This is a genomic window from Tumebacillus lipolyticus (assembly GCF_042682745.1).
Classification (GTDB): Bacteria; Bacillota; Bacilli; order Tumebacillales; family Tumebacillaceae; genus Tumebacillus_A; species Tumebacillus_A lipolyticus.
Window position 1 is genome coordinate 404,987 of record NZ_JBHUIO010000011.1, and the last position, 25,335, is coordinate 430,321.

Sequence of the window (25,335 nt, forward strand, 5' to 3'; positions counted from 1 at the left end):
CCACCTCGCACTACATCAAGATACAGTAAGAATACCATAATATTCTGGTGAAATGGGAAAATTCATCCAATAGGACAAGCAGGCAGCGCTTGCTCGGGAAACTCCCCGATCAGCTGCAGCTGCTTACGCTTCCTTTGCCGCTTCGTTTAATGTTTCGGCCGATGCGGCCACCTTCGAGGACGCAGAGCCGATGTCTTCAATCACCGCGACCAGGTCGCGAATCTGCGACTCGATGCGTTGCACTTCCAGCAAAGAGCCTTCCATCGAATGAACGATGCTGTCGAAGGATGCGCTGGTGTGCGCAAACTCCTCCTGCCCACAGTCGACCATCGATTTGACCTGTTTGAGCGAATCGAACACTTCGGAAGTATACTCGTTGGAGCGAGTGGCCAGCTCGGCGATCTGCTGAGCGGACGACTTCGTCTGGTCGGACAGCTTCTGCACCTCTTGGGCAACCACTTGAAACCCTCTGCCATGAACGCCGGCCCGCGCCGCTTCGATCGATGAGTTCAGTGCCAGCAAAGAGGTCTGATTCGCAATATCTTGCACCAGCTTCACGACATTCTGGATCTGTTTGGCCGAAACGCTCAAGTTCTGTACCGTCTGCTCCATCTCTGCGATCGAGCTCTCGATCGTCTGCATCCGCGTGATCAAGGCGTGCAACTTCTCTTGACCGTCAGTCGCCAGCTGCTGTGTCGCGCGGGACTGCGTGGACGTCTGTTGAACGGACGCTTTCACCTGTTGGGAAGACACGACGAGCGAGTCGACCGACGAGTTCGTCTCAAGCGTCAAGGAGGCAAGCTCTTCGGAGATCGTGATGATCTTGCCCTTCAGATCATTTTTCGCCTCTTCATAGCGGCGTTCTTGTTGCAACAGATTTTCCTTCTCATACGCTTCCAAGACCAACTGTTGCTCAAACGTCAACAGCTTCGTGATCGTGGCGACCGCCTTCCGCTGATCGCGAACGTCTGGCAGCTGTTCACAGACCACGTCGATCAACACATCTTGCAGATTCTGAAAGGCGCCGATATACCATTTCGGCTCCACGCCCAGCCGCACATGAACTTCGGCGACACGAGTGCGCTTCAACAGGAACTTGCTGTCGATGCGACCGCTGAACATTTCGAGCAGGTGCCCTTGCAGCGTTCGCTTCAAGCGCTCCACCGTCGAGTTGGTCTCGATGATCTTCCGCAACTGCTCCACATCGAGAACGGTCTGGTAGAAGGTGGAGACGATCAGATCGATATTCTGTTCCACGACCTTTCGCACCGCTTTCGCAAAGCGGATCTCCTCTTCTGTCAGCGAGATCATCTTCATCTGTTTTATCAAGTTGCTGTCATGTCCAACATCAACTACAACTTTCTCTTGTCCTGCCATCTCCATCCATGTTGGATGCTTGGCTGGCTTTTTTCCCATCAACTTCATGATCGAACCAAACGGACAAATGCCCACAAATGCCCCTCCCCATAAATCCCTATCTGACTAATCGTACTAAATCCCCCCTTTCCATGTCTACAAGTGAAAATTGAAAATAATGTGTCGAATTACTTTAAGGAGCTTAAAATTAACGTTTATTATAAAATAGCTATAAAAAACACACAAAAAAACAGACGGTCGCCGAAGCGGCACCCGCCTGTTCTCCTTAGTCGATCCTACCTTCCAGATCTTTCGTTTGACTTTTAAACTATCAATCGCTTACCTTTTAATCCTGCAACCGATCGGATGCGATCGAGAGCAGATTATCGATCAAATACTTCGAAGCGAATCGCGAGAGATTCCAGAGATCAATACTTATAAAAGCCTTGTCCCGACTTCCGCCCGTGCAGGCCAGCTTCCACCATCTTGCGCAGCAGCGGGCAGACGCGGAACTTCGGATCTTGATAGCTCTCGTAGAGGATGTCGAGCGATTGGACGACCGTGTCCAGACCGATCAGGTCTGCCGTCTCCAGCGGGCCCATCTTGTGGCCGAAACATTCCTTGAAAATATCATCGACCGACTTCGGGTCTGCCACCTGATCTTGCACCACATAGGCAGCTTCGTTCATCAGCAAGTGGGAGAGGCGGTTGGAGACGAAGCCTGGCAGGTCGTTGACCATGATCGCCTTCTTCTCCATCGAGCCGAGGAAATCGTTGGTGAACTGAATGGTTTCCTCCGACGTATGCCAGCCCTTGATCGACTCGACGGTCGGCTTCATCGGCACCGGGTTCATAAAGTGCACGCCGATCACCTTGTCCGGTCGCTTCATCAGGCTGGCGATCTTGGTGATCGAGATGCAGGACGTGTTGACGAGAAACACGCAGTTCTCATCGCATACTTCGTTCATCTTCAGATACACATCGCGCTTGATCTCCCAAACTTCTGGGACGTTCTCCACCACGATCTCCACATCGGCAAGCTGCGCGTAGTCGGAGGTGAACGTGATGCGCGGCATCACCACATCGACCGAGTCCAACTGCTTATCCTTTTGGTAAAAGCCTGCAAAGCGTACGTTCTGATAGATCGTCGCCTTCGCCTGCTCCAAAACTTCCTCTTTCACATCGACCAGGATCACCTGATGTCCCGCCTGTGCTGCGCTTTGCGCCACGCCAGAACCCATCACGCCAGCGCCGATAACTCCAACCTTCATTGAATTGAACACCCCTCTGCTTGAATCCATAGATTTTATAAGTTTAATTCGCATCCACCCCCATAACCTCCTCCACAGGCGGGAAAAAATCGTACAACAACATCTTGTTGTAAACTATGAATTTTGTAATAAAATAGTAATTGATATGTAAGAATATTTCTATATAATGAACTGCAAATAACAAGAGAGGGGTGTGATTTCACGAAACGTGTTGCTTACGTGTCCATTCTAGCCGGTTGTCTGCTTGCAACCGCGTCGCTCGTTCAAGCGGGTGCTGGTTTTACCGAGAAAGAGCCCAACAACTCATGATCTTGACACAACGTTCAGAGTGCTCAGTTCGCAAGGACAACCGATCATCACCAGTTTTTCCGATTGAATTGGAGTTTGTTCTCAGATGTAAAAATATAATCAAATGGAGATGACCACACATGAAAAAATCGCTGAAAACATTCTCGACCCTGCTGGTCGCGACCGCCCTTTGCTTCGGCATAGCTGTGCACGACACACCTGTCGCTGAAGCTGCTACCAACACAAAAATGATCATGCTCTATGTGGGAAAACATAACTCTGGCAGTTACTATGCCAACTACAGCACGAGCGATCTGAATGCGATGACAGGTGTCAGCCAGTTTCTGATCGTTCCGGCCGGGGAGTGGCCGGTCTATACGACAGGCGGTACCAACAACTATGACGAGATCATCAACGGCACGTCGACCAACGACGGCATTGTCGATCTGGTCGCTAAAATCAAAGCCTCCAACAAAGCAAACACGCCAATCTGGGTCAGCACGCCTGGCATGAACTCCTATTCGGTACCGTGGACGAGCATGTATCTGACCAACAAGAACTACCTGACAAAACTCCAAACCGCACTTGGAACGAACTGGAACAGCGTAAACGGTATTTACTACCATTGTGAGTACATGTACACCGCCACAAGCAGCACCAACTTCGACTTTACCAACTTGATGAACAACCCGTCGTTGAAGCTGGCGAACGACCTGTCCTACTATGTGCACACGACGCTTGATAAGAAGTTCATCTGGGCACCTTTCTACTCCAACGTGGAGAACCAATCCACAGAAACGGTAAAACGCCTTGCCTACACGACCAACAAGACGAACATCTTCGACACGGTGCTGGTTCAACCCGGATGGTATTTTAACCCTGTCTCTAGTGGAGCTCCGCAAGACAATCTGAACGGCGTGAAGTACAGCGTGCAAAAGCAGACGATCACCTACCGTGCGGGTGCAGAAGTCGTGCCGCGGACGCACTTCTTAGCGACGATCGGGGTGCAGATGGAGATCGACGAAGGGATTTCCTACTCGGGAGACCCACGCCTTAGCCACTACAACGATTATGTGACCTGGTTCTCACCCTTGCGCAACACGGTCGCTTCCGGAAAGTCGGAAAACGTGCCATTCGGCTACTACGCAGGCGCTCGCACCGGTCTGTTCTCCTACAGCAACGCGGTGATCAACAAGATCAACTCGTTCTATAATTTCTAGCTCGCTTGCCGGACTGCGACGTTTGTCGCTGTCCGGTTTTTCATATTATCGCCTGCAGTCAATCCCCATCCAACTACCACAATTCAATCAATCTGAACACAAAAAGACCTTACGCCTGTAATCGGCATAAGGTCTTTTTGGGAGAGCGAGATTCGAAGCCTGTTATCGGCTCACAACTTTATACGCACCAGCTGCGTACCAGATACCATTGTTTGCTTGCGCAGTTCCGTAGAGGGTGTCACCCACAAAGACGGCCGGATTATAGTTTGTCGTCATTGCTTGATTGACCGTCGTCCCTGCAACCGCTGAAATTTGTGCTACTTGTTGAGTTGGAGCAGCTGCCGAGTTGTCAACATAGTCTCTCGACCAAGCCACTTTGATATAGTTGGTAGGATTGAACGCGGCTTGCATGTTGTAAATACGGTAGGTGATTCTACCGTTGCTTTCTTTATAAACTTCCGTCTCTGCAAAAATCCCAGGACGTACCGTTTCCAAGTAAGTGAACGGTTTGTTGTTGGTGTCTTGGATCGGTTTGAGCACCACATTTGCTGCAGAAGCTGAGCTTGCGAGAACTGCTGCGGAGACCGAGACTGCTACCATTGCAAAAGCGATTTTTTTCATCATTTCGATTACTCCTCCTTATTTTTGGTGTAGAGTGTGAGCCACCCTTCTCTTTTACTATATCATTATATATTAAATATTTATTCACTAATTACAAGTGATGTAAACTAACGAACCCTCTCACACTTCCACAACCAGCCGATATGATAGTTCGATATTCTTTTATGAATATTTATTCAACAAAATATAATAATCTTCCAAAAATTCTAAAATCGTTGCACCCGTTAGCGACTCCTCCCTGAGAACTGTTGAAACCACAAGGCACCTTCATTCGTATTGACCAGATGGAGGTGTGCTTATTGTGGAGAATCAATTCTTCGTCGGCTGGGGCACTTTGGCTCTGATCAATGCGGGGCTCGCACAGACAAAAAACAGAAGCGGGCTTGCTTGGTTTTTTCTCTCACTGTTCTTAGGGCCCCTTGCAACCTTTCTGATCGTGATCTTTGAGAAAGTGGAATCGTAGACAGTCTACTTGCTATGTGGGGGCAGCGCTTGCCCCTTTTTTAAAATTGACTTCAATAGAAAACTGCCCTCAACAGGTGTCAAGGACAGTTCGGCTTCGCACATCGATTGAAAAACAAAAGAAAAGGAAAGCCATCCGGCTCTCCTTTGATCATCGTTAACTCACCCTGGCAGTATCGTCTTTCAACAGGAAGAACAACTGCTCAAACCGCTCCAACTTCTGCACCGCTTGCAAACGGTCGTCAGAACTGTACAGGACAGCCATCGGAACAGATCGGACCCGAAACTGCTCAGACATCTTTGCCGACAACTTCTGCAAAATCGCCTTGCATGTCCCAGAAGTGTTGTTCACAAACAGCAACAGCGTAGGGCGAACTTGCTCATCCGTCTGATTGTGCCAAACGCCCGCTTGGTCTTTCTCGCGAAAAAAAGGAACCGCTTCCCCAGGTTGCATTTCGACCGCTTCCATCTTCCCCCCCCCACAAATATCCACAAAAGAAATATACGATGATCAAAACCGTTTCCCAATTTTTTTCGAATACTAGAATAGGATCGGAGGTGGCGCGAGAGCGATTGGACATGGATGAGGCACAAACTTGGATTCGACAGATCAATGCAGGATCGAAAGCAGCAGCAAACGACTTGGTCGCCACCTATTATCGAGAGGTGTACGCCTTCGTGTACAAGCAGACGCTGAGCCAGGAATTATCGCTAGACATGACACAGGAAATCTTGATCAGCATGCTGCGATCGATTCGACATTATGACAGCGAGAAGGGAGCTTTTCGCACATGGCTGTACAAAATTGCGACTGCTCGCCTCGTCGACTATTACCGATCAAAATATTACGGTTACCATCGGGTCGTCGTTCCGATCGAAGAGCACGAGCTTGTCAGCACAGATGATTTTACGGTGACGGCCGAACATCGGGAGGACGTGGAGCGAATCCTCGCGATCATCAACCGGCTGGACGCGGCTACCCAACAGATCTTCAGACTTCGCTTCTTTGCCGAGGAGTCGTTTCGTGAGATCGCCAAAGCGCTGCAGATGCCAGAAGGAACTGTGAAGACAAAATATTATGCGATGATTCGAACGATTCAAAAGCAATTTGAGGAGGAGAGACATGGCTGACGAGAAAGTGAAGACCCCTTTGCTCATTCCCTATCCGGACGAGCAGATCATCGAAGCGCAAATCCGCACCATCGTCGATCGCGGTGTCCTGCCAAAAGCCTCATTCTGGAGCGAACTGATGACGATGCGTCGGCAGATCGGGCTTCGCTATCTGTTTCATGACTGGACGGAGATCCTCTTTACACTGCTGTTGACGCTCTCCGCGATGCTTTTTCTTTTCCACCAAACAAGCGGCTATCTGGAAGCGGGTCAAGAGGATGTCTACCCTTTTGTATTCATCATTTCGCCTGTGCTCTATCTGATCATCGCCCTGCTGTTTTTTGTGGCAAAGCGACAAAGCAGTACGCATGAAGTGGAGATGACGTGCAAGTACAACACATTCCAGTTAGCCGCCTTCCGCATGTTGGCATTCAGTCTGTTCTGCCTGGCCGCAAACGCTGTCCTGATCTCCTTCCTCATGCTGATCTACGGGCAGTTCGATTTTGTGCGTGCGTATCTGATGTCAGCCTCGTCGCTGTTTCTGTTTTCGTCAGCTTTTCTCTATGTACTACGAACCTTTCGCTCAACTGCATTTCAACTATCTTGCCTGCTCGTCTGGATTGTGCTCAACCTGGCAGCCTGCACCTACGGCGGCGAATGGTATCGCGCATGGCTCGACCGCATCCCCCTCTTTGTGTATGCGGTGTTGACGATCGTCGGGCTGCTCATCTATCTGCGCAACATTCGGCTGATCCCCTCAATGACAGATTGGAAGGAGTAATAGTTCATGCTAACCATTCATCAGGTCAGTAAATATTATGGAAACTTTTGCGCACTTCGCGACATCGAGCTTGAGTTCGAGAATGGCGTCTACGGCTTGTTGGCACCGAATGGTGCAGGCAAAACGACGCTTCTGCGCATGTTGGTGACCCTGTTGCACCCGACATCTGGCGAAATCAGATACGACGGTGTCGACATTTATGAGATGGACGAGCAGTACCGGGAGTTGCTCGGTTATCTGCCCCAAGACTTCGGCTATTATCGAAACAATACACCGCGTCAGTATCTGATGTATCTCTCCGCGCTGAAAGGGATGGAGCGCAAAGCGGCCAAGGAAAAGATCGATCAACTGATGGAGCTGGTCGGGTTGCAGGAAGCGTCCGACAAGAAGATGAAAAAGTTTTCGGGCGGCATGATTCAACGCGTCGGCATCGCCCAAGCGATGTTGAACGACCCTAAAATTCTGATCCTCGATGAGCCGACAGCTGGACTTGATCCAAAAGAGCGAGTGCGCTTTCGCAACGTGCTGACCGATTTGGCGCGGGACCGGATCGTCCTGTTGTCGACGCACATCGTCTCAGATGTGGAGTCGATCGCCAATGAAATCATCATGATCAAAGATCGCCAAGTCCTGTACAAAGATCGGATCGAAAACATCTGCAGGACGATCGATGGAATCGTCTATGAGACGGAGATCGATTTTGAACGCGCTCACGACTTTCGCCAGCGCCACTTTTCCCTGTCTGAAAAACAGGAGGGCGGAAAGCTGAAAATTCGCTTCCTGAGCACAGAGGGGACGCTTGAAGGGTGGCGTGCTGTAAAACCGGGACTGGAAGACGTGTTTCTTCACATTTATCAGGACGAGAAAGTCGGACGCTGAGATGAAAAGGATCGTCGCACACGAACTTCGCAAAGTGATGATGTCCCCCCTCGTGCTTGCGCTGCTCGTCCTCTTCCTCCTCTACAATGCGGCGATGCTGATCACCGGATATGGGTCGATGCGAGAGGACATGGCAGAATCTAACCGGTTGGTCAGCCAGTATGGCCATCAGATCGATGAGGAGATGCTCACTCGCCTTCGCAACGATTATCAGGACGAGCTCCAATGGATGAATCGGCTAACCATGCGCACCGAAGGGCGAACTTTCGAAAACGTATCCTCCTTGTACGAAAGCGGAAATCACCATGTAGAGGGATCGTATGATGCGTCAGAGCGGGAGCGGCTCGCAAAATTGCTCGTGATGGAAACGTACCTCCGCTACATCGCCAACATCGATCCTACCTATGAGCGACTGGACCCGATGAAGCGAGCAGAAAGCGAGATTCTCAAATACGGCTTGCACGGCGAGCTGGCCGAAACGGTGCGAGGACATTATCGCGAGTTGGCGGTGCGCATCGACCAACTGATCACAAACGGTGAGCACAAGCACCTGTTTTTTATCGGCCACATTTTCAAGACGCACAGCCTGCTGTTCAAAACGGTATTTCGTACCGTCTTGTTCGAGGCGACCATTCTGACCGTCCTTTTGACCGGACATCTGCTCAGCTACGAGTTTGAACGACGCACTCAGTCGCTCATGTACTCGACGAAGCGGGGACGTTCGCTCATGTTCGATAAAACGGTTGCCGCACTGCTCGCCTCGCTCGTTGTCACGACCGTGCTGCTCGGTGGCACGTTGGCGATCTACTTTGCCCTCTTCGACTACACCGGCTTTTGGAGCGTGCCGATCAGCAACGCTTTACAGGCAGAATATTCGTGGCCGTTCATCTCCTTTTGGGAAATGACGTTTGGGCAGTATTTGCTCGCCAGCATGGCGCTTGTCTATGCGCTGGCGCTGTGCTTCTTCGGCATCGCCTCTGTCCTCTCTTTCCTCTTTCGCAATAGTTATGCTGTATTTTGCGGGTTCGCAGTTCTGTTTGGAATCTGCCTGCTGCTGACTGGCATCATGCCACACGACTCCAACTTGCTGCTCGTGGCTGGCTATACTCCGTCTTTGCTGATGATGAATTCGGACTTTTGGTGGATGGAAGGTGGAGCGTTTAAGTCTTACCGCTACTATGAATTGATCACGATCGCCGCTTGGACGGTGCTGCTGCTCGCCTCGTACGCGCTGGTTCAAAGACGATTTCGCAAACAGGACATCTAGCAGGTTGCTAAAGGAGGACACGCAAGGATGCGCATCTTTTTCTATGAATTTCGCAAAATTTTCACGGTCGGCATGATCGCTCTGCTCGCCGTTGCAAGCGTCATCTTCTATTTCCTTTTTCTATCGTTTGAGTTCGATCACTTTCCGAACGGACGACCAGATCGAGACATTTTCAAAATAACGGTCGAAGAGATCGCCAAGCACGGGCCGACGATGGATGAGCAACAGTTAGCCAACTTTCGCGAACGATATGACAAACAGGTCGAAGAAGCCAATCGCTTTTTGCATACTCGTCCCGAATTTGTGTCGGCAGGTATTACAACCTATCAAGCGTTTCAGAAGATCGATCTGGAACGAGAGGACATGCAAAAACTGCGCAACCAGGTGATCTTCGATGAACAGGTGGACATCTTTTGGGAATTGCAAGCGCGAGAATTTATCATCGATCGCTATTTGAACAAGGAAAGCTGGTTGGAAGGGCGTGGAGAGAACGAAGAGCAACGAGCGCGGGGGCATGAAATCTATCTAAGCGGTGAAGCGGATTCGATATTGCCTTGGTTTGTGTGGAGAAACTACAACCAGCTGATCGTGTTCGAGTCGATTCTGATCACGCTGAGCGTGCTGTTGATGCTCACCCCCTATTACTTGAAAGAGCGGCGCAATCGGATGTTCGATCTCCAATACTCGACCCGGACAGGTCGGACGCTGTTTCGCACGAAATGGCTGGCGGGGTGTACTGCCGCCTTGATGTTCACCACCTTGCATCTCGGTTGTTTTTTTGCCCTGTATTCCATGAACGAAACGGCTCCCTTTTGGCAGGCGGGGATCAGTTCGGTATTGAATGACTACGCATCCTGGTTCGATCTGACGTTTGGTGCGTACATCGGCATCACGATCGTTGCGATCTTTGTGCTTGCGCTCTTTACATCTGTCATCGCGCTGTTCGTATCCCGCCTTGCGCCCAGCTACTTCGCAGCGGTTGGCATCCAGGTTCCCTTTGCTTTTGTTCTCTGGAGCCTTCTCCTTGAGTACCTGCTCCATGACATCAGTTCCATTCGGCAGTCTACCTATTTGCTGATCATCGCTTACGCCTTGCTGGTGACATCTGCGATCGTCATCACCGCTCTGCGCTGGCGGCGTGAAAGGGTAACAGATATTCATGCTGCTTAATCGGTCAGGAAAAAGGAAGGTCGGCCAATTGTTGGCCGACCTTCTGTTGTAACTTGATGATGATCGCCCCAAGACGATCTTGCAAATTCAGAATCGCTCGTCGAGAGAACCCGTTCCTACCTCCTGACTAGCTCCTCTTGAATGACTGCCAAGAGTCTCAAGCAAACACTCCGGTACAAGTGTAACAACCACCCTTTTTCACATCCGCATGTCGAATTATTCTTTCGACAGATCATCACGCATTCATTTGATGTTCCCCCGCCCACAGCAGCTTCATCTCTTCGCATGTTTCCAACAGTTCTTCCAGCCTGCCCTCCCCTGCCACCGCACCGTCTTTCAGGACGATGATGTGATCCGCTCGGCGCAAGACGGCAGGGCGGTGCGAGGCGACCAGACAGGTCGCTTCCGCCTGTTCTTCGAGCAGGCGATCCCAGAATCTTTGCTCCGTTTCCACATCGAGCGCGCTGGAGAGATCGTCCATCACATACAGCTCTGGCGTGCGCACAAACATTCTCGCCGCCGCCGTCCGCTGACGCTGACCGCCAGAGAGCGTCGCCCCTCGCACGCCGATCACCGTGTCCGACCCGTCTGCCAACTGATCAAGATCCTGTTCCATCACCGCCTGCTTGAACGCCAGCTCGACGTCAACTTTGTCTTCCGGCAACCCCATCAGCACATTTTGGCGAATCGATTCGCTGAACAGACGCGGCACCTGTGGGGTATAGGCGCATCGTGGCGGCGTCATGAAGGAAGCGGGGTCTTCCACCTTTTGACCGTTCCAATACAGCTCCCCATCCTGTGCTGGAAGCAGTCCGAGCACCGCCCGCAACAGGGTCGTCTTCCCTGAACCGATGCGCCCGGTGACGACGGTGAGCGTTCCCCGCTTCAACTGAAGGTGAATCCCCTCCACCCCTCGATTCGTCTCCGCGTAGCGGTAAGTCAGGTCGATCGCTTTCAACTCCTCCAAGCGATGCTCTGCTGTCTTCTGCATATGAGCCACCGCCGGAAGTTCTCCTTTCAAATAGACTGGGCCATGCTCGACGATCTTTTCAGCTTTCTCGCCTTGGAGCAGTTCGCTCATCCGCTGAAACGACACGGTGACTTGCTTATATTTTGCTGTCAGCATACCGAAGTGGCGGGTCAGCTGAGAGATCCAAGCCAGGTAATAGATGAAGGCGGCAAATTCGCCCACTGTAAACGCCCCTTGTAGCATCGAGGTAGCGGCGAGGAGCAGGATGACGCCGGTGCCGATATCGGTGATGTTGAGGAACACAGAGTTTAGCATCGCGCTGAACGTGCTCTCTTTGACCATCGCCTCGCCGCGCGCTTTGTTGATCTCCCGGAAGCGACGAAGCACAGACGGTTCTGCGCCTGCGACTTGAACAGCTTGGATCGCACCAAACGTCTCTCCGATCATCCCGGTCATGTTTCCTGTCTTTTCACGGCTGTCCTGACGGTAGCTGTCGATGCGCTTGCTCGCACGCTGGGCAACGACCGCAACGATCGTCAGCGGTAAAAACACCACGCAGGTGATCAGCGGGTCGATCTGCAACATCAGCACCAGTGCGATCACCGAGAAGAGAAACGCCCCGACCAGATCGAGGAACACTCCCCAGCCGAGGAACAGCGTGGCCTCTTCCACATCTTCACGAAACCGTGAGATCGCCTCACCTGCCGAGTTCGGCAATGCGCGCGCCGCCGGCTTGTTCAAAACTTGGCGCAGCAGGTTTTTGCGCATCAACAAACCGACTGTGTTTCGAAACGTTACGTCAACCCCATAATTGCAGAGATTGATCAGTGCACGGGCGATGACCGACATGACAAACAAGGCGACGACGCCCCAGACCACGTCTGTAGAAGCTCCTGTGGCGAGCGAATCGAAAAACTTTTTCCCCACGTAGGCTGGCACCAAAAACAGCAGCCAGCCGGAGATCGCAAACGTCGCATACAGCAGATACAGCCCAGGGCGGAATCTGATCAGCTTGAACAGCAGTTGATAGGTGCTCATGCGAACGATACCTCCATCCCCGTCTGTAAAAGTTGAGCGAATCGAGAGTCCGGCTGCTGGCAGAGCTCCTCTCTCGTCCCTTGTTCCAAGATGCCGCCCTGTTCGAGGATCAGAATCTGATCGACCGTTTGGATCGTTTGCAGGCGATGGGCGATGATGATTCCGGTGCGGTTTTCCAACAGTTTGCCGACCGCAGATGACAACAATTGCTCCGTCGCTGGATCGAGACGAGATGAGGCCTCATCAAAGATGACCAGCCCCGGATCGCGCAGATAGATCCGCGTAAATGCCAGCAATTGCGCTTGTCCTGCAGAAAAACCTGCTCCCCCGGCGCCAAGCTCCGTATCCAGCCCGCTGGGCAGCCCTTGAAACCATTCGGTGAGACCCAGTGATTCGAATGCATGCAGGATCTGCTGATCGGTGATCGACCGATCAAAAAACGTGAGGTTGTCGCGAACGGTGCCGCTAAACAGCTGCACATCCTGCGTGACCATCGCGACTTTGGAACGAAGTTGATGCAGGCTCATCTGCTTCAGCTCGACACCCCCGAGCCGAATCGACCCGCTGCTCGGATCGTAAAAACGAAGCAGCATCTGGGCAATCGTCGATTTTCCACTGCCTGTTCGTCCGAGCAATCCAAGCGACTTGCCAGCCTCAAGGCGGAAAGACAAGCCTTTGAACACCGCTTGATCTTCTGCATAGGAAAAATCCACGTTGGCAAACTCGACTTCCAACGCACCAGCTGGCAACGAGGCTACCGCACCATCAGCGATTTTGCTTTCCGTATGCAGCAGCTCCTGCGTGCGCTTGATGCAAGCTTGTGCGCGCTGCAAATCCTGAATTTGCTGGCTGATCTGTTCAACCGGAGTCCGCAGCATGTTCACATACATATACATCAAAAACACGGTGCCCAGCGTCGCGCTGCCCTGCCAGTACAAATAGGCGCCAAATGCCAGCGCCATCGCCGTCGCAACGGCGAACAGAACGATCGTGACATTCCAGGAGGTCACCCAGGCGAGATGCGCTTTGTAATCCGATCTCATCTTGACGCGGCTCAACTCAAACAGGCGGCGCATGACAAACTGTGCCGCACCGTTGGAACGAACATCTTCTGTGCCTGCTAAACGCTCTTCCAGAAACCCGAACAGGTTGGCGCTGTTCTGCCGTGTTTCCCCCCAACGGGAGACTGCATAGTGGCGCATCTTGTTTAGGACATAGTAGGAGACCAGGCTAAACAGGGTAAAGGAGAGGCCGACCACCCAGTTCACTTGGAACAGGATCACCAGCATCCCGATCAGCAGCAACAGATTGCTGATCATGCGAACCCCAAATTGGGAGAAGAAGTTGGCCAACACGGTCACATCGCCATCGATTCGCTCGATCATCGTGCCCGGAGTTGTCTGATGATGAAAGGACAGATCGAGCTTCATTGCGTGTTCCATCAGATCGCCGCGCAATTCATTGGTGGCACGCCAGGCGATCTTCTCTCCTAAATAGGTCGCTGCCACTGAAGACAGCTGCGCCAACAGCGCAACCCCGATAAACCAGAGAGCGGTTGTCATCAGCTCTCCATCTTGCTGTGCTCCTGACGCTATATCGATAAAATTCCGCACGATTTGCGGGTTGATCAATTGCAGGCTGGTGCTCACCAACACGAAGAGCCATAAGATGGTCATTCTGCCGGCCTGTGGCTTTAAGTATTTGCTCCACAATCGAAAGACTGCCGACCGCTCGCTCAATTCGAACACACCTCCGCATTTCTCCTCTTCAAATCATCCGATTGTCAATATGAATAACCATTTGAGTATAATAAAAACAGTATATCGTTGCAATGATATTTCCAATTTTATCTTAATTGCAGCTATACATCTCTCGTGAAAGTAGTATGTTGAGTGGCGGAGCTATCTCGTTTTCTTGAGTACAAAAAACCTAGCTTTCTCTATCGAAGAGAAAGCTAGGTTTTTTACAATGTTCAGCCAAGACGAGGTGCATCGAACTCCTGCCTGAAAACCTTGCTGTATGGACTTCTACGAGTGGCGTGAGAACTTCGAAGTCATCCCGTCATTTTTGTTGTTCAAGTATCAATCTTCATTATTCTTTTCACGGGCCCACTCCATCATCGGAATAGCTGCTTGTAATACTGAAGCTGCCCAGAATAATTCCCCAGTATTCAACAGCCATTGAGCAAGAGGTAGCTTGCCTAGTGTTCGATCCCTTGCAATCGCTGTTTCCACGAAGCTTGCTCCAACAGTTTCTCTTAGTTCTGGTACCTGTCTAATCACACTGATTAACAGCATATTATGAATTCGTTCTCGTTCCCCTTTAGCATCTTCAAGAGTTAGATGAACTTCTTGCCACCCTATGTCTAGCCCCGAAATGTGAAGCATATCTGCCTCTCTTTTGGCAACCCACTGTTCACCATGTTCATTCTCATGGTACCAGTAATGGTAATTCTGTTTTCCCAGCGCCCATTCTGGGGCATTATCTCCTTGCAGTTTTATTGTTATTTCTGTGTTCATGTGTATCTCTCCTTTCGTATAGCAAGATCATAATTTCAAACAATAATTTTTTGATATTTCTAATAATATACCCTTCTGCATGCGAAGTTAATTTTCCTTTAATCGCATTCGTACGAAACCACCAGAGAATATCTAATAGGGCGAAGACCTCCAAAGCTCATAGGAAGTATTTGTAGGAAATATGTGTTCCCCTCCGTGAGATTGTGAGAGAACTCAATCTTGTCTTTCGGAGGATATTGATTTGCTCCAAGATTCAAATTGGTGCATCCGTCTGAAGCATTAAGAAAAATCATCACAAATTGCTCAAGAGATAGATTTTTTAGCTCAAACTTTACCTTCCCACTTCTCACGGGTGTAAATGTATACCAATCCCTTTGGAAAATGCTCGAAATAGTCCCTTGTACAGCTGAGTCTCCAATTTCAAGGCTCTTCGCTACTTCAAAAGGATCGTCTTCCTTTCGTCGTAGGGTATGACGCCCGTCATATTGGATACCCCGTCTTTCCAGCTCTTTGAGAAGTTTCCCGTAACCTGTTTGTATTTCCTCCTCTACTTTCTCGTCGCTAATGCCTTCGACTCCTAGAATGATTTCCAACTGATTTATTTGAATGCGAATGGCTTCAGCAAGAGCATCTATGTACGTCATACTTTCATGATCCATATAGCGTCCGATGTCTCTCTCAATTTTCTCAAAATTAAACACAGCACATCCACCTCCTGATTATTAATATGATTTCGCTTTGAATAGGAGGATGTCCTATATTTTGGTTAGCCCAAGTGTGTGGAGCGACCAAGACGAGCAGACCCCGCCGATCTTGCAACAAAAAAAGGACACGCTCTTCTCGGATGACGATACCGAGAAAAGACAAGTCCTTTAGAGTTTGTTGATAAAGTGGTTATCACCCCGTCGGGCGAGGACGACGATCATTACATCATCGACCTCACGGTTAGGGGTATCAGTGGTGGAGGCGAGGGGAATCGAACCCCTGTCCGAAGACCTCGCTGCATGAGCTTCTACGAGTGTAGTCGTCTCATTTGTAGTTCACCGTCTGGACGCGGAGCGACACGCTGCCAGCAGGCTAGCTCGCTTACGTTTCGCCGGAGGACCACGAGCAAGTCCTTCGACTATCCCGCTAAAGTGACGTTCTAAGAGCTACGCAGGAGTAAGCGCAAAGAACGGATTCACAGACTAAGCTGCGAACGCGAAGTTGTTGTTAAAGCTAGGTTTCTTAGCGTTTATCGCTTTCCGCGTTTTTTACGTGGCCTCGCAGCCCCACGACCCGCAACATCATGCTCGAACAATCCCCGTCGAATCCAAAAACGCCCCCATGTAGAAAGGGTGGCACAGGTGTTGCTCACCTAGTATACCACAGCTGCCTCCGCCTTCGCGAAGGTACTTCTTAGAACTTCTGCCGTTCTCTGAGCGCGCGCTCCATCTCGCGCTTCGCATCGCGGTTGGCGATGTCGCGGCGCTTGTCGTAGTTCTTCTTGCCCTTCGCAAGCCCAATCAACACTTTGCAATAGCCGTTGCGGATGTACAGCTTGAGCGGGACGAGCGCGTAGCCCTGCTCCCTCGTCTGGCCGAACAGCTTGTTGATCTGATGCTTGTGCAACAGCAACCTCCGCGTGCGCGTCGGGTCTACGTTGTGACGATTCCCCTGCTCGAACGGCGAGATGTGCATGTTCATAAGGGTCGCTTCCCCGTTGGCGATGCGGGCAAAGCTGTCCTTGAGGTTGGCTCGGCCCTGACGGATCGACTTGATCTCCGTTCCGGTCAGCACGATACCCGCTTCGATCGTCTCTTCGATGAAATAGTCATGAGATGCTTTCTTGTTCTGAGCGAGCACTTTCGACTCGGCTGACATGGCGCGCCACCTCCTCCTTATGTTCCATACAATTTAGCACATGAGAAAACGGCAGTCAAGGGGAAAACCCGCTGCATCGATGGTCAGCGGGCTTTTCTGCTCTTGTTTTTGCGACGCGCTTTTTTCACCGCTTGCTTGAGCTCCGCAAGCTCAGACGTGGTGCGCCCCGTCTTCTTTTTCGCCGGAGGTTTTTTCGCTCCGTTCGCTTTCTCTGTCGCCTTCTTGCCTTTGATCTGCTTCGTCTTCTTGCTGGCAAACGACTCTCGGCGCTGCTCGTTGGTCTTGACATCTTTGAGCAGTTGGAAGTCGATCGTGCGATCCGTCTTGTTCGCCCCCATCACCTTGACGCGAACCGAATCGCCGATGCGGTAGATGCGACCCGTGCGCTCGCCGATCAGACAGTATTGCTTCTCGTTAAAGTTGTAGTAGTCGTCGACCATGTAGGAGATGTGAATCATCCCTTCGATCGAGTTTTCCAACTCGACGAACATGCCGAACGACGTCACGCCGCTGACGATCCCGTCGAACACTTCGCCCACCTTATCCAGCATGTATTCGACCTTTTTCACATCGTCCGTCTCGCGCTCCGCCTCGACTGCCACGCGCTCGCGCTCCGAGGTGTGCTTGCCCACTTCGTCCATCATCGCCTTGAGCTGTTCGATGCGCTCTTCGCTCAGCTTCCCACCGTTGTTGAACACGTCGCGGATGATCCGGTGAATTTGCAAGTCTGGATAGCGGCGGATCGGCGAGGTGAAGTGGCTGTAGTATTTGGCTGCCAGCCCGAAGTGCCCGAGCGGTTCCGGCGAGTAGCGCGCCTGCTTCATCGAGCGCAGCATCACCGTGTTGATGATCCGCTCTTCCTGCGACCCTTTGACCTTTTCCAACAGCTCTTGCAAAGCGTGCGGGTGAATCTTGTTGTTACCGCCCGCCCCTTTGATGTGGTAGCCGAAGTTGTGGATAAACTCGTTAAAGTTCTGCAAGCGCTCCGCATCTGGCTCTTCATGGATCCGATAGAGGAACGGGATGCCCATCCAATAAAAATGCTCGGAGACAGTCTCGTTGGCGGCGAGCATGCACTCTTCGATGATCATCTCAGCGATCGTCCGCTCCCGCTTCTTGATGTCTGCCACCTTGCCGTCCTCACCGATGATGATCTTCGTCTCTTCAAAATCGAAGTCGATCGCACCGCGGTTCATCCGCCGCGCGCGAAGCTTCATCGCCAGCTCCTCCATCGTCTGGAACATCGGCACCAGAGCGGCGTAGCGCTCCATCAGCTCAGGATGCTCGTTCGGCTCGGTCAGGATCTTCCGCACGTTGGTGTAGGTCATGCGCTCCTTCGTCTTGATCACAGACGGATAGATATCATGGCGCACCAGCTCCATGCTCGGGGAGAACTCCATCTCACAGGTCAACGTCAGACGGTCCACCTGCGGGTTCAACGAGCAGATGCCGTTTGACAGGCGGTGCGGGATCATCGGGATCACGCGATCGACCAGGTAGACAGACGTGCCGCGCGCATACGCTTCCTTGTCCAGCGGCTCCCCTTCGCGCACATAGTAGGACACGTCCGCAATATGTACGCCCAACAGGTAGTTGCCATTTTCCAACCGCTCCGCGTTGACCGCATCGTCGAGGTCTTTCGCATCTTCACCATCGATGGTGACACAGACCCAGTCGCGCAGGTCTTTGCGGCCTTGCAGATCGCTCTCACCGATCAGGTCGGGCACATCGTTTGCCGCGAGCAACACCTCTTCGGGAAACTCTTCAGGCAATCCGAATTTGCGGATGACCGAAAGAATGTCCACACCCGGATCGTCCGGGTTGCCGAGCACCTCTAAGACGCGGCCTTGCGGATTGCGCCAGCCCTCCGGATAGGCGGTGATCTCAATGACCACCTTCTGCCCCTCTTTCGCGCCGCCATAATCCTCTTCCGCTAAGAAGATGTCCTGGCCGAGCCGCTTGTCATCAGGCGTGACGAACGCATAGCGGCCGGTCATCGTCACGATCGTTCCGACGACCGTCTTCGTCGCCCGCGTCAGGATGCGGATGATCTCCCCCTCTTGACGTGGGCCGTTCGCCTTCTTGTTGATTCGGGCGATGACGCGGTCGCCATGCATCGCTCCGTTCATATCGCCCGCTGCGACATAGACATCCTTTGTCCATTTCACCGGGTCTTCCGGAATGACAAAGCCAAATCCTTTCGACTTGCCTTGCAGTTTCCCGACGACCAGATTCATCTTCTCCGGAACGCCGTAGGCATCGCTCCGCGTGCGGACGATCTGGCCGGTATCTTCCATCACCCGCAGAATCTGAACCAGCTCTTCCAAGCCGTTCGTCTCTTCGATGTCAAAATGGTCTTCCAACTCGGCGATCGTCATCGGCTTGTATTCAAGCCCTCGCATCAGTTCTAACAATCGTTCTTCGGTTAGCACAGATCTCGGTGCCCCCCTTCTTCTTTCCTAAAGTATGCGCAGACTGTCGCAGGGCTAAACCAAGAAGGGCGTTTTAGACCTTCCCCTCCGACTCCCCGCTGTTGCGCTCGATAAAATCTGCCACCCGCCTGCAGACGACCTCCGCCTCACAATCGTGACAGATCATGTGCCCCGATTGGGAAAAGAAGTGCAGGTCTTTGTGCGGGGAGGCTGCCGAATCAAAAATGTGTGCTGCGCTCCTCGGCTCGACCAGATCATCGAGCTCACCTTGAATGACAAACAGCGGCACTTCAAGCTGTTCGAGCTTCGGTTTGACCTCTTGGATCAGGCGGCGGAAATGGACGAGCGAGCGCAGTGGAGTTCCCTTCACCTTGGCGATGTAGCGGGTCACATCCTCATGGCGATCGCGAGCCCGCATCGACTTTTGGATCGCTTCTGCGATCGTGCGAAACAGCTGTTTCGGATTGATCGTGAAGACCGGGGCGGCCAGCATCGTCAGCGACGCGATCCGCTCGCGATGTTCGATCGACAGGTAGGCTGCGATCAGCCCCCCCATCGAAAAACCGACCAGATGGATCTTCTCCTCAGGATGCTGCTTCAGCAGATCGCGCAACGTGCCCTCCGCGCTGCGGATCCAGTCCCGCCAAGTCACGCGGCCCATCTCATGCCGCGAGTTCCCATGGCCTGCCAAAGTCGGCATGATGACCTGATGGCCGCGATGAATCAGCTCTTTCGCCAGCGGTTCCACTTCAAACGGAGTGCCTGTAAATCCGTGTATCAGCAGACAAACTCCCATCCATTCGTCGCCTCCCCACCCCTGTTTATGAAAAAAGTACCGCCCTCCAAGCGAGAGAACGGTACTCGATGTGCCAGTCGATGTTACACGTTTGCAACCATCCAAGCCACCCACAAGGTGAGGGCAATGAACGCAATTGCCAGACCTGCCGTAATTTTAGCCAAAACTGCATCGAAACCGCGCGCTTTGCGGCCGATGAGCTGTTCAGCACCGCCAGTAATCGCGCCGGATAGACCTGCGCTCTTACCCGATTGCAGAAGAACGACTAAAATCAAACCGATCGAAACGATTACAAGCAGAATCTTTGCAAATGTCAACATCCAACTCACCTCCAGGGTGTGGTACCAGTCACCACACACAGTTACATCCTCTATAATAGCACGATCGCTACTCTATGACAAGAAATGACGGTTTAGCGCTTGATGTTATAAAAAGCGCCGATACCGCCGTATTGAGCGGTGTAATCGAGCATATCTTCGATGCGGAGCAGTTGGTTGTACTTGGCCACGCGATCGGTGCGCGACGGTGCGCCCGTCTTGATCTGTCCTGCGTTGGTCGCCACCGCGATGTCGGCGATGGTCACATCTTCCGTCTCGCCGGAGCGGTGCGAGATCACAGCGGTGTAGCCTGCGCGCTTCGCCATCTCGATCGCGTCAAACGTCTCGGTCAGCGTGCCGATCTGGTTGACTTTGACCAGAATCGAGTTGCCCACGCCCTTCTCGATGCCGTCTGCCAGGCGCTCCGTGTTGGTGACGAACAGGTCGTCGCCGACCAGCTGCACGTTCGCACCGATGCGGTCGGTGAGCAGTTTCCAGCCTTCCCAGTCGTCTTCGGAAAGACCGTCTTCGATCGAGATGATCGGATATTTTTCCACCAGCTCTGCGTACATCTCCACCATCTCGGCAGACGTTTTGACGATGCCTTCCCCTTCGAGGTGGTAGTTGCCATCTTTGAACATCTCGGTCGCCGCTACGTCGAGCGCGAGCATGATGTCTTCGCCCGGCTTGTAGCCCGCTTTTTCGATCGCCGCCATGATCAGGGTGATCGCCTCTTCGTTCGTCTTCAGGTTCGGCGCAAAGCCGCCCTCATCGCCGACCGCCGTGTTCAGGCCTTGCTCCTTCAGCACGTTCTTCAGGGAGTGGAACACTTCTGCGCCCATGCGCAGCCCTTCGCGGAACGTTTCCGCTCCGACCGGCATGACCATAAACTCTTGGAAGTCGACCGTGTTGTCCGCATGCTGGCCGCCGTTTAGGATGTTCATCATCGGCACCGGGAGGGTTTTCGCGTTAAAGCCGCCGAGGTAGGTGTACAGCGGCAGGCCGAGCTCGCTTGCTGCCGCGTGTGCAACAGCCATCGAAATGCCGAGGATCGCGTTGGCACCAAATTTCGATTTGTTCGGCGTGCCATCCAGCTCGATCATCAGGTTGTCGATGCCCACTTGATCGTACACATCTTGGCCGATCAGCTCTGGCCCGATCTCTTCGTTGACGTTTTCCACCGCCTGCAGCACGCCTTTGCCGAGGTAGCGAGACTTGTCGCCATCGCGCAGCTCGACCGCCTCATGGGCGCCAGTCGATGCGCCGGAGGGAACGATCGCGCGTCCGATGACACCAGATTCGGTTTCTACTTCGACCTCGACGGTCGGATTGCCACGGGAATCGAGCACCTCACGGGCGCGCACATCATAGATAATGCTCACAGAAAACACTCCTTTTTATGAAGTCAGATTAGAGGATGAGGCTCTTGCCCGTCATCTCTTCAGGTTGTTCCAATCGCAACAGCTTTAACACGGTCGGCGCGATGTCGGCCAGGATGCCGCCTTCGCGCAGCTTCACCCCTTCGCGGGTGACGATGAAGGGCACCGGCTCGGTGGTGTGCGTCGTGCACGCTTCACCGCTCGGGAGCACCATCATGTCCGCATTGCCGTGGTCGGCGGTGATCAGGCAGACGCCGCCTGCAGCCAACACTTTCTCCATCACTTTGCCGAGGCATTCATCGACCGTCTCCACCGCTTTGATCGCCGCCTCCAAGGAGCCGGTGTGCCCGACCATGTCCGCGTTGGCAAAGTTCAAGCAGATGAAGTCGAATCCTTCGTCAATCTTCTGGACGCAAGCGTCTGCCACCTGATAGGCGCTCATCTCCGGCTGCAGATCATAGGTCGCCACTTTCGGCGAGGGGATCAGCACGCGCTCCTCCCCTTCGAACTGATCCTCGCGCCCGCCGGAGAAAAAGCTGGTGACATGCGGGAACTTCTCCGTCTCGGCGATGCGCAGCTGCTTCATCCCGTTCTGGGTGAGCACTTCGCCCAGCGTGTTGTCAAGATCGGTCTGCCTGTAGGCGACGAAGCCGCCGACCGTCTCCGAAAACTTGGTCAGCGTGACGTAATAGAGGTCTTGCGGGCATTTCTCCCCGCGGTCAAACCCGCGAAAATCCTTGTTGGTAAACACTTGCGAGATCTGGATCGCCCGGTCGGGACGGAAGTTGAACATGATGATCGCATCACGATCTTGGATCAGCCCGACCGGCGAGCCGTCCGGCTTGGTGATCACCGTCGGCAGGACGAACTCGTCTGTCACCGAAGCGCGATACGAATCTTCGAGCGCTTGCAGCGGGTCGGGGGAGCTTGGGCCCTCCCCGTAGACCATCGCCCGATAGGCCTTTTCGGTGCGCTCCCAGCGCTTGTCGCGATCCATCGCATAATAGCGGCCTTGCACCGTCGCGATATGACCGACCCCGTTTTCCTTCATCTTCTTCTGCAGGTCGGCGATGTACTGCCGGGCCGAGCCCGGGATCACATCGCGGCCGTCGAGGAAAGCGTGGACGAACACTTGGTCGCGCCCGAGCCCCTGCTCTTTGCAGAGGTCGAGCAACTCCATCAGGTGGGAGATGTGACTATGTACGCCGCCATCGGAGACCAGCCCGTACAGATGAAGCGATGTGCCCTGCTCTTTGCAGTGCGCGATCGCGTTGAGAAAAGCTGGGTTGCTTTTGAATTCGCCTTCGCGAATCGACTTGGAAACGCGGGTCAGATCCTGATAGACGACCCGTCCGGCTCCGATGTTTAAGTGCCCGACCTCCGAATTGCCCATCTGCCCTTCCGGCAGGCCGACCGCTTCGCCCGACGCGGTGAGCGTCGTGTGCGGATAGGTGCTCCAACAGCGGTCAAACACAGGCTTTTTCGCCAGATGAACCGCATTGCCCTTCGTCTCTTTTCGCCAGCCGAAACCGTCGAGGATGATCAGGGCGACAGGTGCCTTTGATGCCATCTCGCTTCCCCCCTCTTACTTCGCTGCCCCGCGCAGCAGGCTGGCAAACGAGCCCGGATTTAAGCTCGCTCCGCCGACCAGCGCACCGTCGATGTCCGGCTGGGCCATCAGCTCCTCGATGTTCTCCGGCTTGACCGAACCTCCGTATTGGATGCGCACTCGCTTCGCCTGCTCCGCTCCGCACAGATCGCCGACCACCTGGCGGATGTGCGCACACACTTCGTTCGCATCCTGTGCGGTCGCCGTCTGACCAGTTCCGATCGCCCAGATCGGCTCATAGGCGATGACCAGGCGGCTCACATCATCAGGCTTTACCCCGGCGAGCGCGGCGCGCACCTGCGATTCTACCAGTTGTTTCGTGATTCCCTGGTTGCGCTGATCGAGATCTTCTCCGACGCAGATGATCGGCAACAGACCGTGCGCAAGCGCGGCCTGCACCTTTTGGTTGACGCTCTCGTCCGTCTCGCCAAAATACTGTCTGCGCTCCGAATGGCCGATGATCACATAGGAGCAACCGACATCTTTGAGCATCAGGGCGGACACTTCGCCGGTGAAGGCACCCTCTTCCGCCTGGTGCACATTTTGCGCGGCCAGTCGAATCGGGCTGTCCTTCAGCGCGAGGTGCAGCGCGAGGAGCGAGGTGAACGGCGCGCAGATCACCGCTTCGACCTCGGCGGGCACCTCGTTCAGCTCTTGCAGGTGCTCGACGAAAGACTGCGCTTGGGTCACCGTCTTAAACATTTTCCAGTTGCCAGCGAGAATTGGCTTGCGCATCGCGCTTCCCCCCTTATTTGTTGTCCAAAAGCGCTACGACGCCCGGGAGCGCCTTGCCTTCGAGAAATTCGAGCGATGCGCCGCCGCCAGTCGAGATGTGGGACATCCGATCTGCCACACCAGACTTCTCGACCGCTGCGACCGAGTCACCACCGCCGACGATCGTCGTGCCCGTGCACTTGGCGACCGAGTTGGCCACCGAGATCGTCCCTTTGGAAAACGCGTCCATTTCGAAGACGCCCATCGGGCCGTTCCAGACGATCGTGTTGGAGCGCTGGACGACCAGTTCGAACGTGCGCATCGTCTTCGGTCCGATGTCGAGCGCCATCCAGCCGCTCGGAACGCCTTCCGTTTCAGCATCGACCACTTTATGCTCCGCATCCGCTTTAAATTCGGATGCGACGACCAGGTCTTCCGGCAGGAACACCATCACGCCGAGCGACTCCGCTTTGGCGAGCAGGGCGGCTGCGAGCTCCACTCTGTCAGCTTCCAGCAGCGAGTCGCCCAGCTGATAGCCGAGCGCCTTCAAGAAGGTGTTCGCCATCCCGCCGCCGATGATCATCTGATCGACCTTGTGGAGCAGATTTTCCAGCACGGTGATCTTGTCCGACACTTTGGCGCCGCCGATGATCGCCGTGAACGGGCGGTTCGGATCTTCCAGCGCCTTGCCCATGAAGTTGATCTCCTTCTCCATCAGGAAGCCCGCGACAGCCGGGAGATGGTCGGCGATGCCCGCCGTGGACGCATGGGCGCGGTGCGCGGTGCCAAACGCATCGTTTACATAGAGATCTGCCAAGGCGGCAAACTGTTTGGCAAGCTCCGGGTCGTTCTTCTCTTCCCCTTTGTGGAAGCGAACGTTTTCCAGCAGCAGGACATCTCCGTCAGCCAGCAGGTTGACGCGCTCCTGAACTTCCGGCCCGATCGAGTCTTGCGTCTTCTCTACCTGCTTGCCGAGCAGCTCGGACAAGCGCTTGGCGACAGGGTTCAAGGAGTATTTTGGGTTGACCTCCCCTTTCGGTCGGCCGAGGTGCGAGGCGAGGATGACGCGAGCGCCCGCTTCGATCAGGTAGCGCACCGTCGGCAGCGCTGCCACGATGCGGGTATCATCGGTGATCTGCTCACCGTCGAGCGGTACGTTAAAGTCACAGCGGACAAATACTTTTTTCCCTTTTACATCAAGATCGCGAACGGTCTTTTTATTCATCAGGAGTTCCTCCGATCATAGGAAATGAGGAGGTGTGTCAAGCGCAGC

The 25,335-nt window shown here is 53.5% G+C and carries 23 protein-coding genes and 1 other RNA gene; 7 read left to right on the forward strand and 17 right to left on the reverse strand.

All coding sequences use genetic code 11. The annotated features are described in order from the left end of the window. Positions 1-123: 123 nt before the first annotated feature. Positions 124-1,452 (reverse strand): protoglobin domain-containing protein, encoded by a 1,329-nt coding sequence (locus tag ACFSOY_RS18230; RefSeq protein ID WP_386049113.1) that lies wholly within the window; start codon positions 1,450-1,452, stop codon positions 124-126. 332 nt (positions 1,453-1,784) lie between these two features. Continuing rightward, positions 1,785-2,627: a 3-hydroxyacyl-CoA dehydrogenase family protein gene (locus ACFSOY_RS18235; RefSeq protein WP_386049114.1), complete on the reverse strand. Its 843-nt coding sequence runs from the start codon at positions 2,625-2,627 to the stop codon at positions 1,785-1,787. 428 nt (positions 2,628-3,055) lie between these two features. Here ACFSOY_RS18235 and ACFSOY_RS18240 point away from each other — a divergent pair, with 428 nt between their 5' ends. Continuing rightward, positions 3,056-4,135 (forward strand): hypothetical protein, encoded by a 1,080-nt coding sequence (locus tag ACFSOY_RS18240; RefSeq protein WP_386049116.1) that lies wholly within the window; start codon positions 3,056-3,058, stop codon positions 4,133-4,135. Between the two features lie 162 nt (positions 4,136-4,297). Here ACFSOY_RS18240 and ACFSOY_RS18245 read toward each other — a convergent pair whose 3' ends face one another. Then, positions 4,298-4,759: a hypothetical protein gene (locus ACFSOY_RS18245; protein WP_386049117.1), complete on the reverse strand. Its 462-nt coding sequence runs from the start codon at positions 4,757-4,759 to the stop codon at positions 4,298-4,300. 298 nt (positions 4,760-5,057) lie between these two features. Here ACFSOY_RS18245 and ACFSOY_RS18250 point away from each other — a divergent pair, with 298 nt between their 5' ends. Next, positions 5,058-5,219: a hypothetical protein gene (locus ACFSOY_RS18250; protein ID WP_386049119.1), complete on the forward strand. Its 162-nt coding sequence runs from the start codon at positions 5,058-5,060 to the stop codon at positions 5,217-5,219. 156 nt (positions 5,220-5,375) lie between these two features. Here the strand turns inward: ACFSOY_RS18250 and ACFSOY_RS18255 are convergent, their stop codons facing one another. Then, on the reverse strand, positions 5,376-5,687 hold the full coding sequence (locus ACFSOY_RS18255; protein ID WP_386049121.1) for a hypothetical protein: 312 nt from the start codon (positions 5,685-5,687) through the stop codon (positions 5,376-5,378). A gap of 110 nt (positions 5,688-5,797) precedes the next feature. Here ACFSOY_RS18255 and ACFSOY_RS18260 point away from each other — a divergent pair, with 110 nt between their 5' ends. From ACFSOY_RS18260 to ACFSOY_RS18280, 5 genes are read left to right on the forward strand one after another with little or no spacing between them, the layout of a single operon-like run. Then, a complete protein-coding gene (locus ACFSOY_RS18260) occupies positions 5,798-6,349 on the forward strand; it encodes an RNA polymerase sigma factor (protein WP_386049122.1) in 552 nt (183 codons plus the stop codon). Beyond that, positions 6,342-7,109, forward strand: coding sequence for a hypothetical protein (locus ACFSOY_RS18265; protein WP_386049124.1), 768 nt, complete (start codon positions 6,342-6,344; stop codon positions 7,107-7,109). The genes ACFSOY_RS18260 and ACFSOY_RS18265 overlap by 8 nt, the downstream gene beginning before the upstream one ends. A 6-nt stretch (positions 7,110-7,115) precedes the next feature. After that, a complete protein-coding gene (locus tag ACFSOY_RS18270) occupies positions 7,116-7,988 on the forward strand; it encodes an ABC transporter ATP-binding protein (protein ID WP_386049126.1) in 873 nt (290 codons plus the stop codon). A 1-nt stretch (position 7,989) separates the two neighbouring features. Next, positions 7,990-9,255, forward strand: a complete 1,266-nt coding sequence (locus tag ACFSOY_RS18275; RefSeq protein WP_386049128.1) for an ABC transporter permease subunit — start codon at positions 7,990-7,992, stop codon at positions 9,253-9,255. A gap of 27 nt (positions 9,256-9,282) precedes the next feature. Beyond that, on the forward strand, positions 9,283-10,425 hold the full coding sequence (locus tag ACFSOY_RS18280; RefSeq protein WP_386049130.1) for a hypothetical protein: 1,143 nt from the start codon (positions 9,283-9,285) through the stop codon (positions 10,423-10,425). Positions 10,426-10,660: 235 nt separating this feature from the next. Here the strand turns inward: ACFSOY_RS18280 and ACFSOY_RS18285 are convergent, their stop codons facing one another. The 13 genes from ACFSOY_RS18285 to ACFSOY_RS18345 all read right to left on the reverse strand — a co-directional run bounded on the left by ACFSOY_RS18285 (position 10,661) and on the right by ACFSOY_RS18345 (position 25,287). Continuing rightward, positions 10,661-12,433 carry an ABC transporter ATP-binding protein gene (locus tag ACFSOY_RS18285; RefSeq protein ID WP_386049131.1) on the reverse strand — a complete coding sequence of 591 codons (1,773 nt, stop codon included), beginning with the start codon at positions 12,431-12,433 and terminating at the stop codon, positions 10,661-10,663. Continuing rightward, entirely contained in the window at positions 12,430-14,181 is a 1,752-nt protein-coding gene (locus ACFSOY_RS18290) for an ABC transporter ATP-binding protein (protein WP_386049133.1), read from the reverse strand. The genes ACFSOY_RS18285 and ACFSOY_RS18290 overlap by 4 nt, the downstream gene beginning before the upstream one ends. A gap of 333 nt (positions 14,182-14,514) precedes the next feature. Next, entirely contained in the window at positions 14,515-14,952 is a 438-nt protein-coding gene (locus ACFSOY_RS18295; protein WP_386049135.1) for a hypothetical protein, read from the reverse strand. Positions 14,953-15,050: 98 nt separating this feature from the next. Next, positions 15,051-15,653 (reverse strand): hypothetical protein, encoded by a 603-nt coding sequence (locus ACFSOY_RS18300; protein WP_386049136.1) that lies wholly within the window; start codon positions 15,651-15,653, stop codon positions 15,051-15,053. Positions 15,654-15,910: 257 nt separating this feature from the next. Further along, positions 15,911-16,278: a transfer-messenger RNA gene (ssrA, locus tag ACFSOY_RS18305) on the reverse strand. Between the two features lie 72 nt (positions 16,279-16,350). Continuing rightward, the gene (gene smpB / locus ACFSOY_RS18310; protein ID WP_386049137.1) at positions 16,351-16,815 is read right to left on the reverse strand and encodes an SsrA-binding protein SmpB; all 465 of its coding nucleotides are present in this window, start codon (positions 16,813-16,815) and stop codon (positions 16,351-16,353) included. Between the two features lie 83 nt (positions 16,816-16,898). Next, positions 16,899-19,247 carry a ribonuclease R gene (gene rnr, locus ACFSOY_RS18315; protein WP_386049139.1) on the reverse strand — a complete coding sequence of 783 codons (2,349 nt, stop codon included), beginning with the start codon at positions 19,245-19,247 and terminating at the stop codon, positions 16,899-16,901. Positions 19,248-19,320: 73 nt separating this feature from the next. Next, the gene (locus ACFSOY_RS18320; protein WP_386049140.1) at positions 19,321-20,043 is read right to left on the reverse strand and encodes an alpha/beta hydrolase; all 723 of its coding nucleotides are present in this window, start codon (positions 20,041-20,043) and stop codon (positions 19,321-19,323) included. A gap of 83 nt (positions 20,044-20,126) precedes the next feature. Beyond that, positions 20,127-20,363, reverse strand: a complete 237-nt coding sequence (gene secG, locus ACFSOY_RS18325; RefSeq protein ID WP_386049142.1) for a preprotein translocase subunit SecG — start codon at positions 20,361-20,363, stop codon at positions 20,127-20,129. Positions 20,364-20,455: 92 nt separating this feature from the next. Then, positions 20,456-21,742, reverse strand: coding sequence for a phosphopyruvate hydratase (gene eno, locus ACFSOY_RS18330; RefSeq protein ID WP_386049145.1), 1,287 nt, complete (start codon positions 21,740-21,742; stop codon positions 20,456-20,458). 28 nt (positions 21,743-21,770) lie between these two features. Further along, a complete protein-coding gene (gene gpmI / locus ACFSOY_RS18335; RefSeq protein WP_386049147.1) occupies positions 21,771-23,309 on the reverse strand; it encodes a 2,3-bisphosphoglycerate-independent phosphoglycerate mutase in 1,539 nt (512 codons plus the stop codon). Positions 23,310-23,324: 15 nt separating this feature from the next. Continuing rightward, on the reverse strand, positions 23,325-24,083 hold the full coding sequence (gene tpiA, locus ACFSOY_RS18340) for a triose-phosphate isomerase (RefSeq protein WP_386049149.1): 759 nt from the start codon (positions 24,081-24,083) through the stop codon (positions 23,325-23,327). A gap of 13 nt (positions 24,084-24,096) precedes the next feature. Then, entirely contained in the window at positions 24,097-25,287 is a 1,191-nt protein-coding gene (locus tag ACFSOY_RS18345; RefSeq protein WP_386049151.1) for a phosphoglycerate kinase, read from the reverse strand. Positions 25,288-25,335 lie beyond the last annotated feature (48 nt).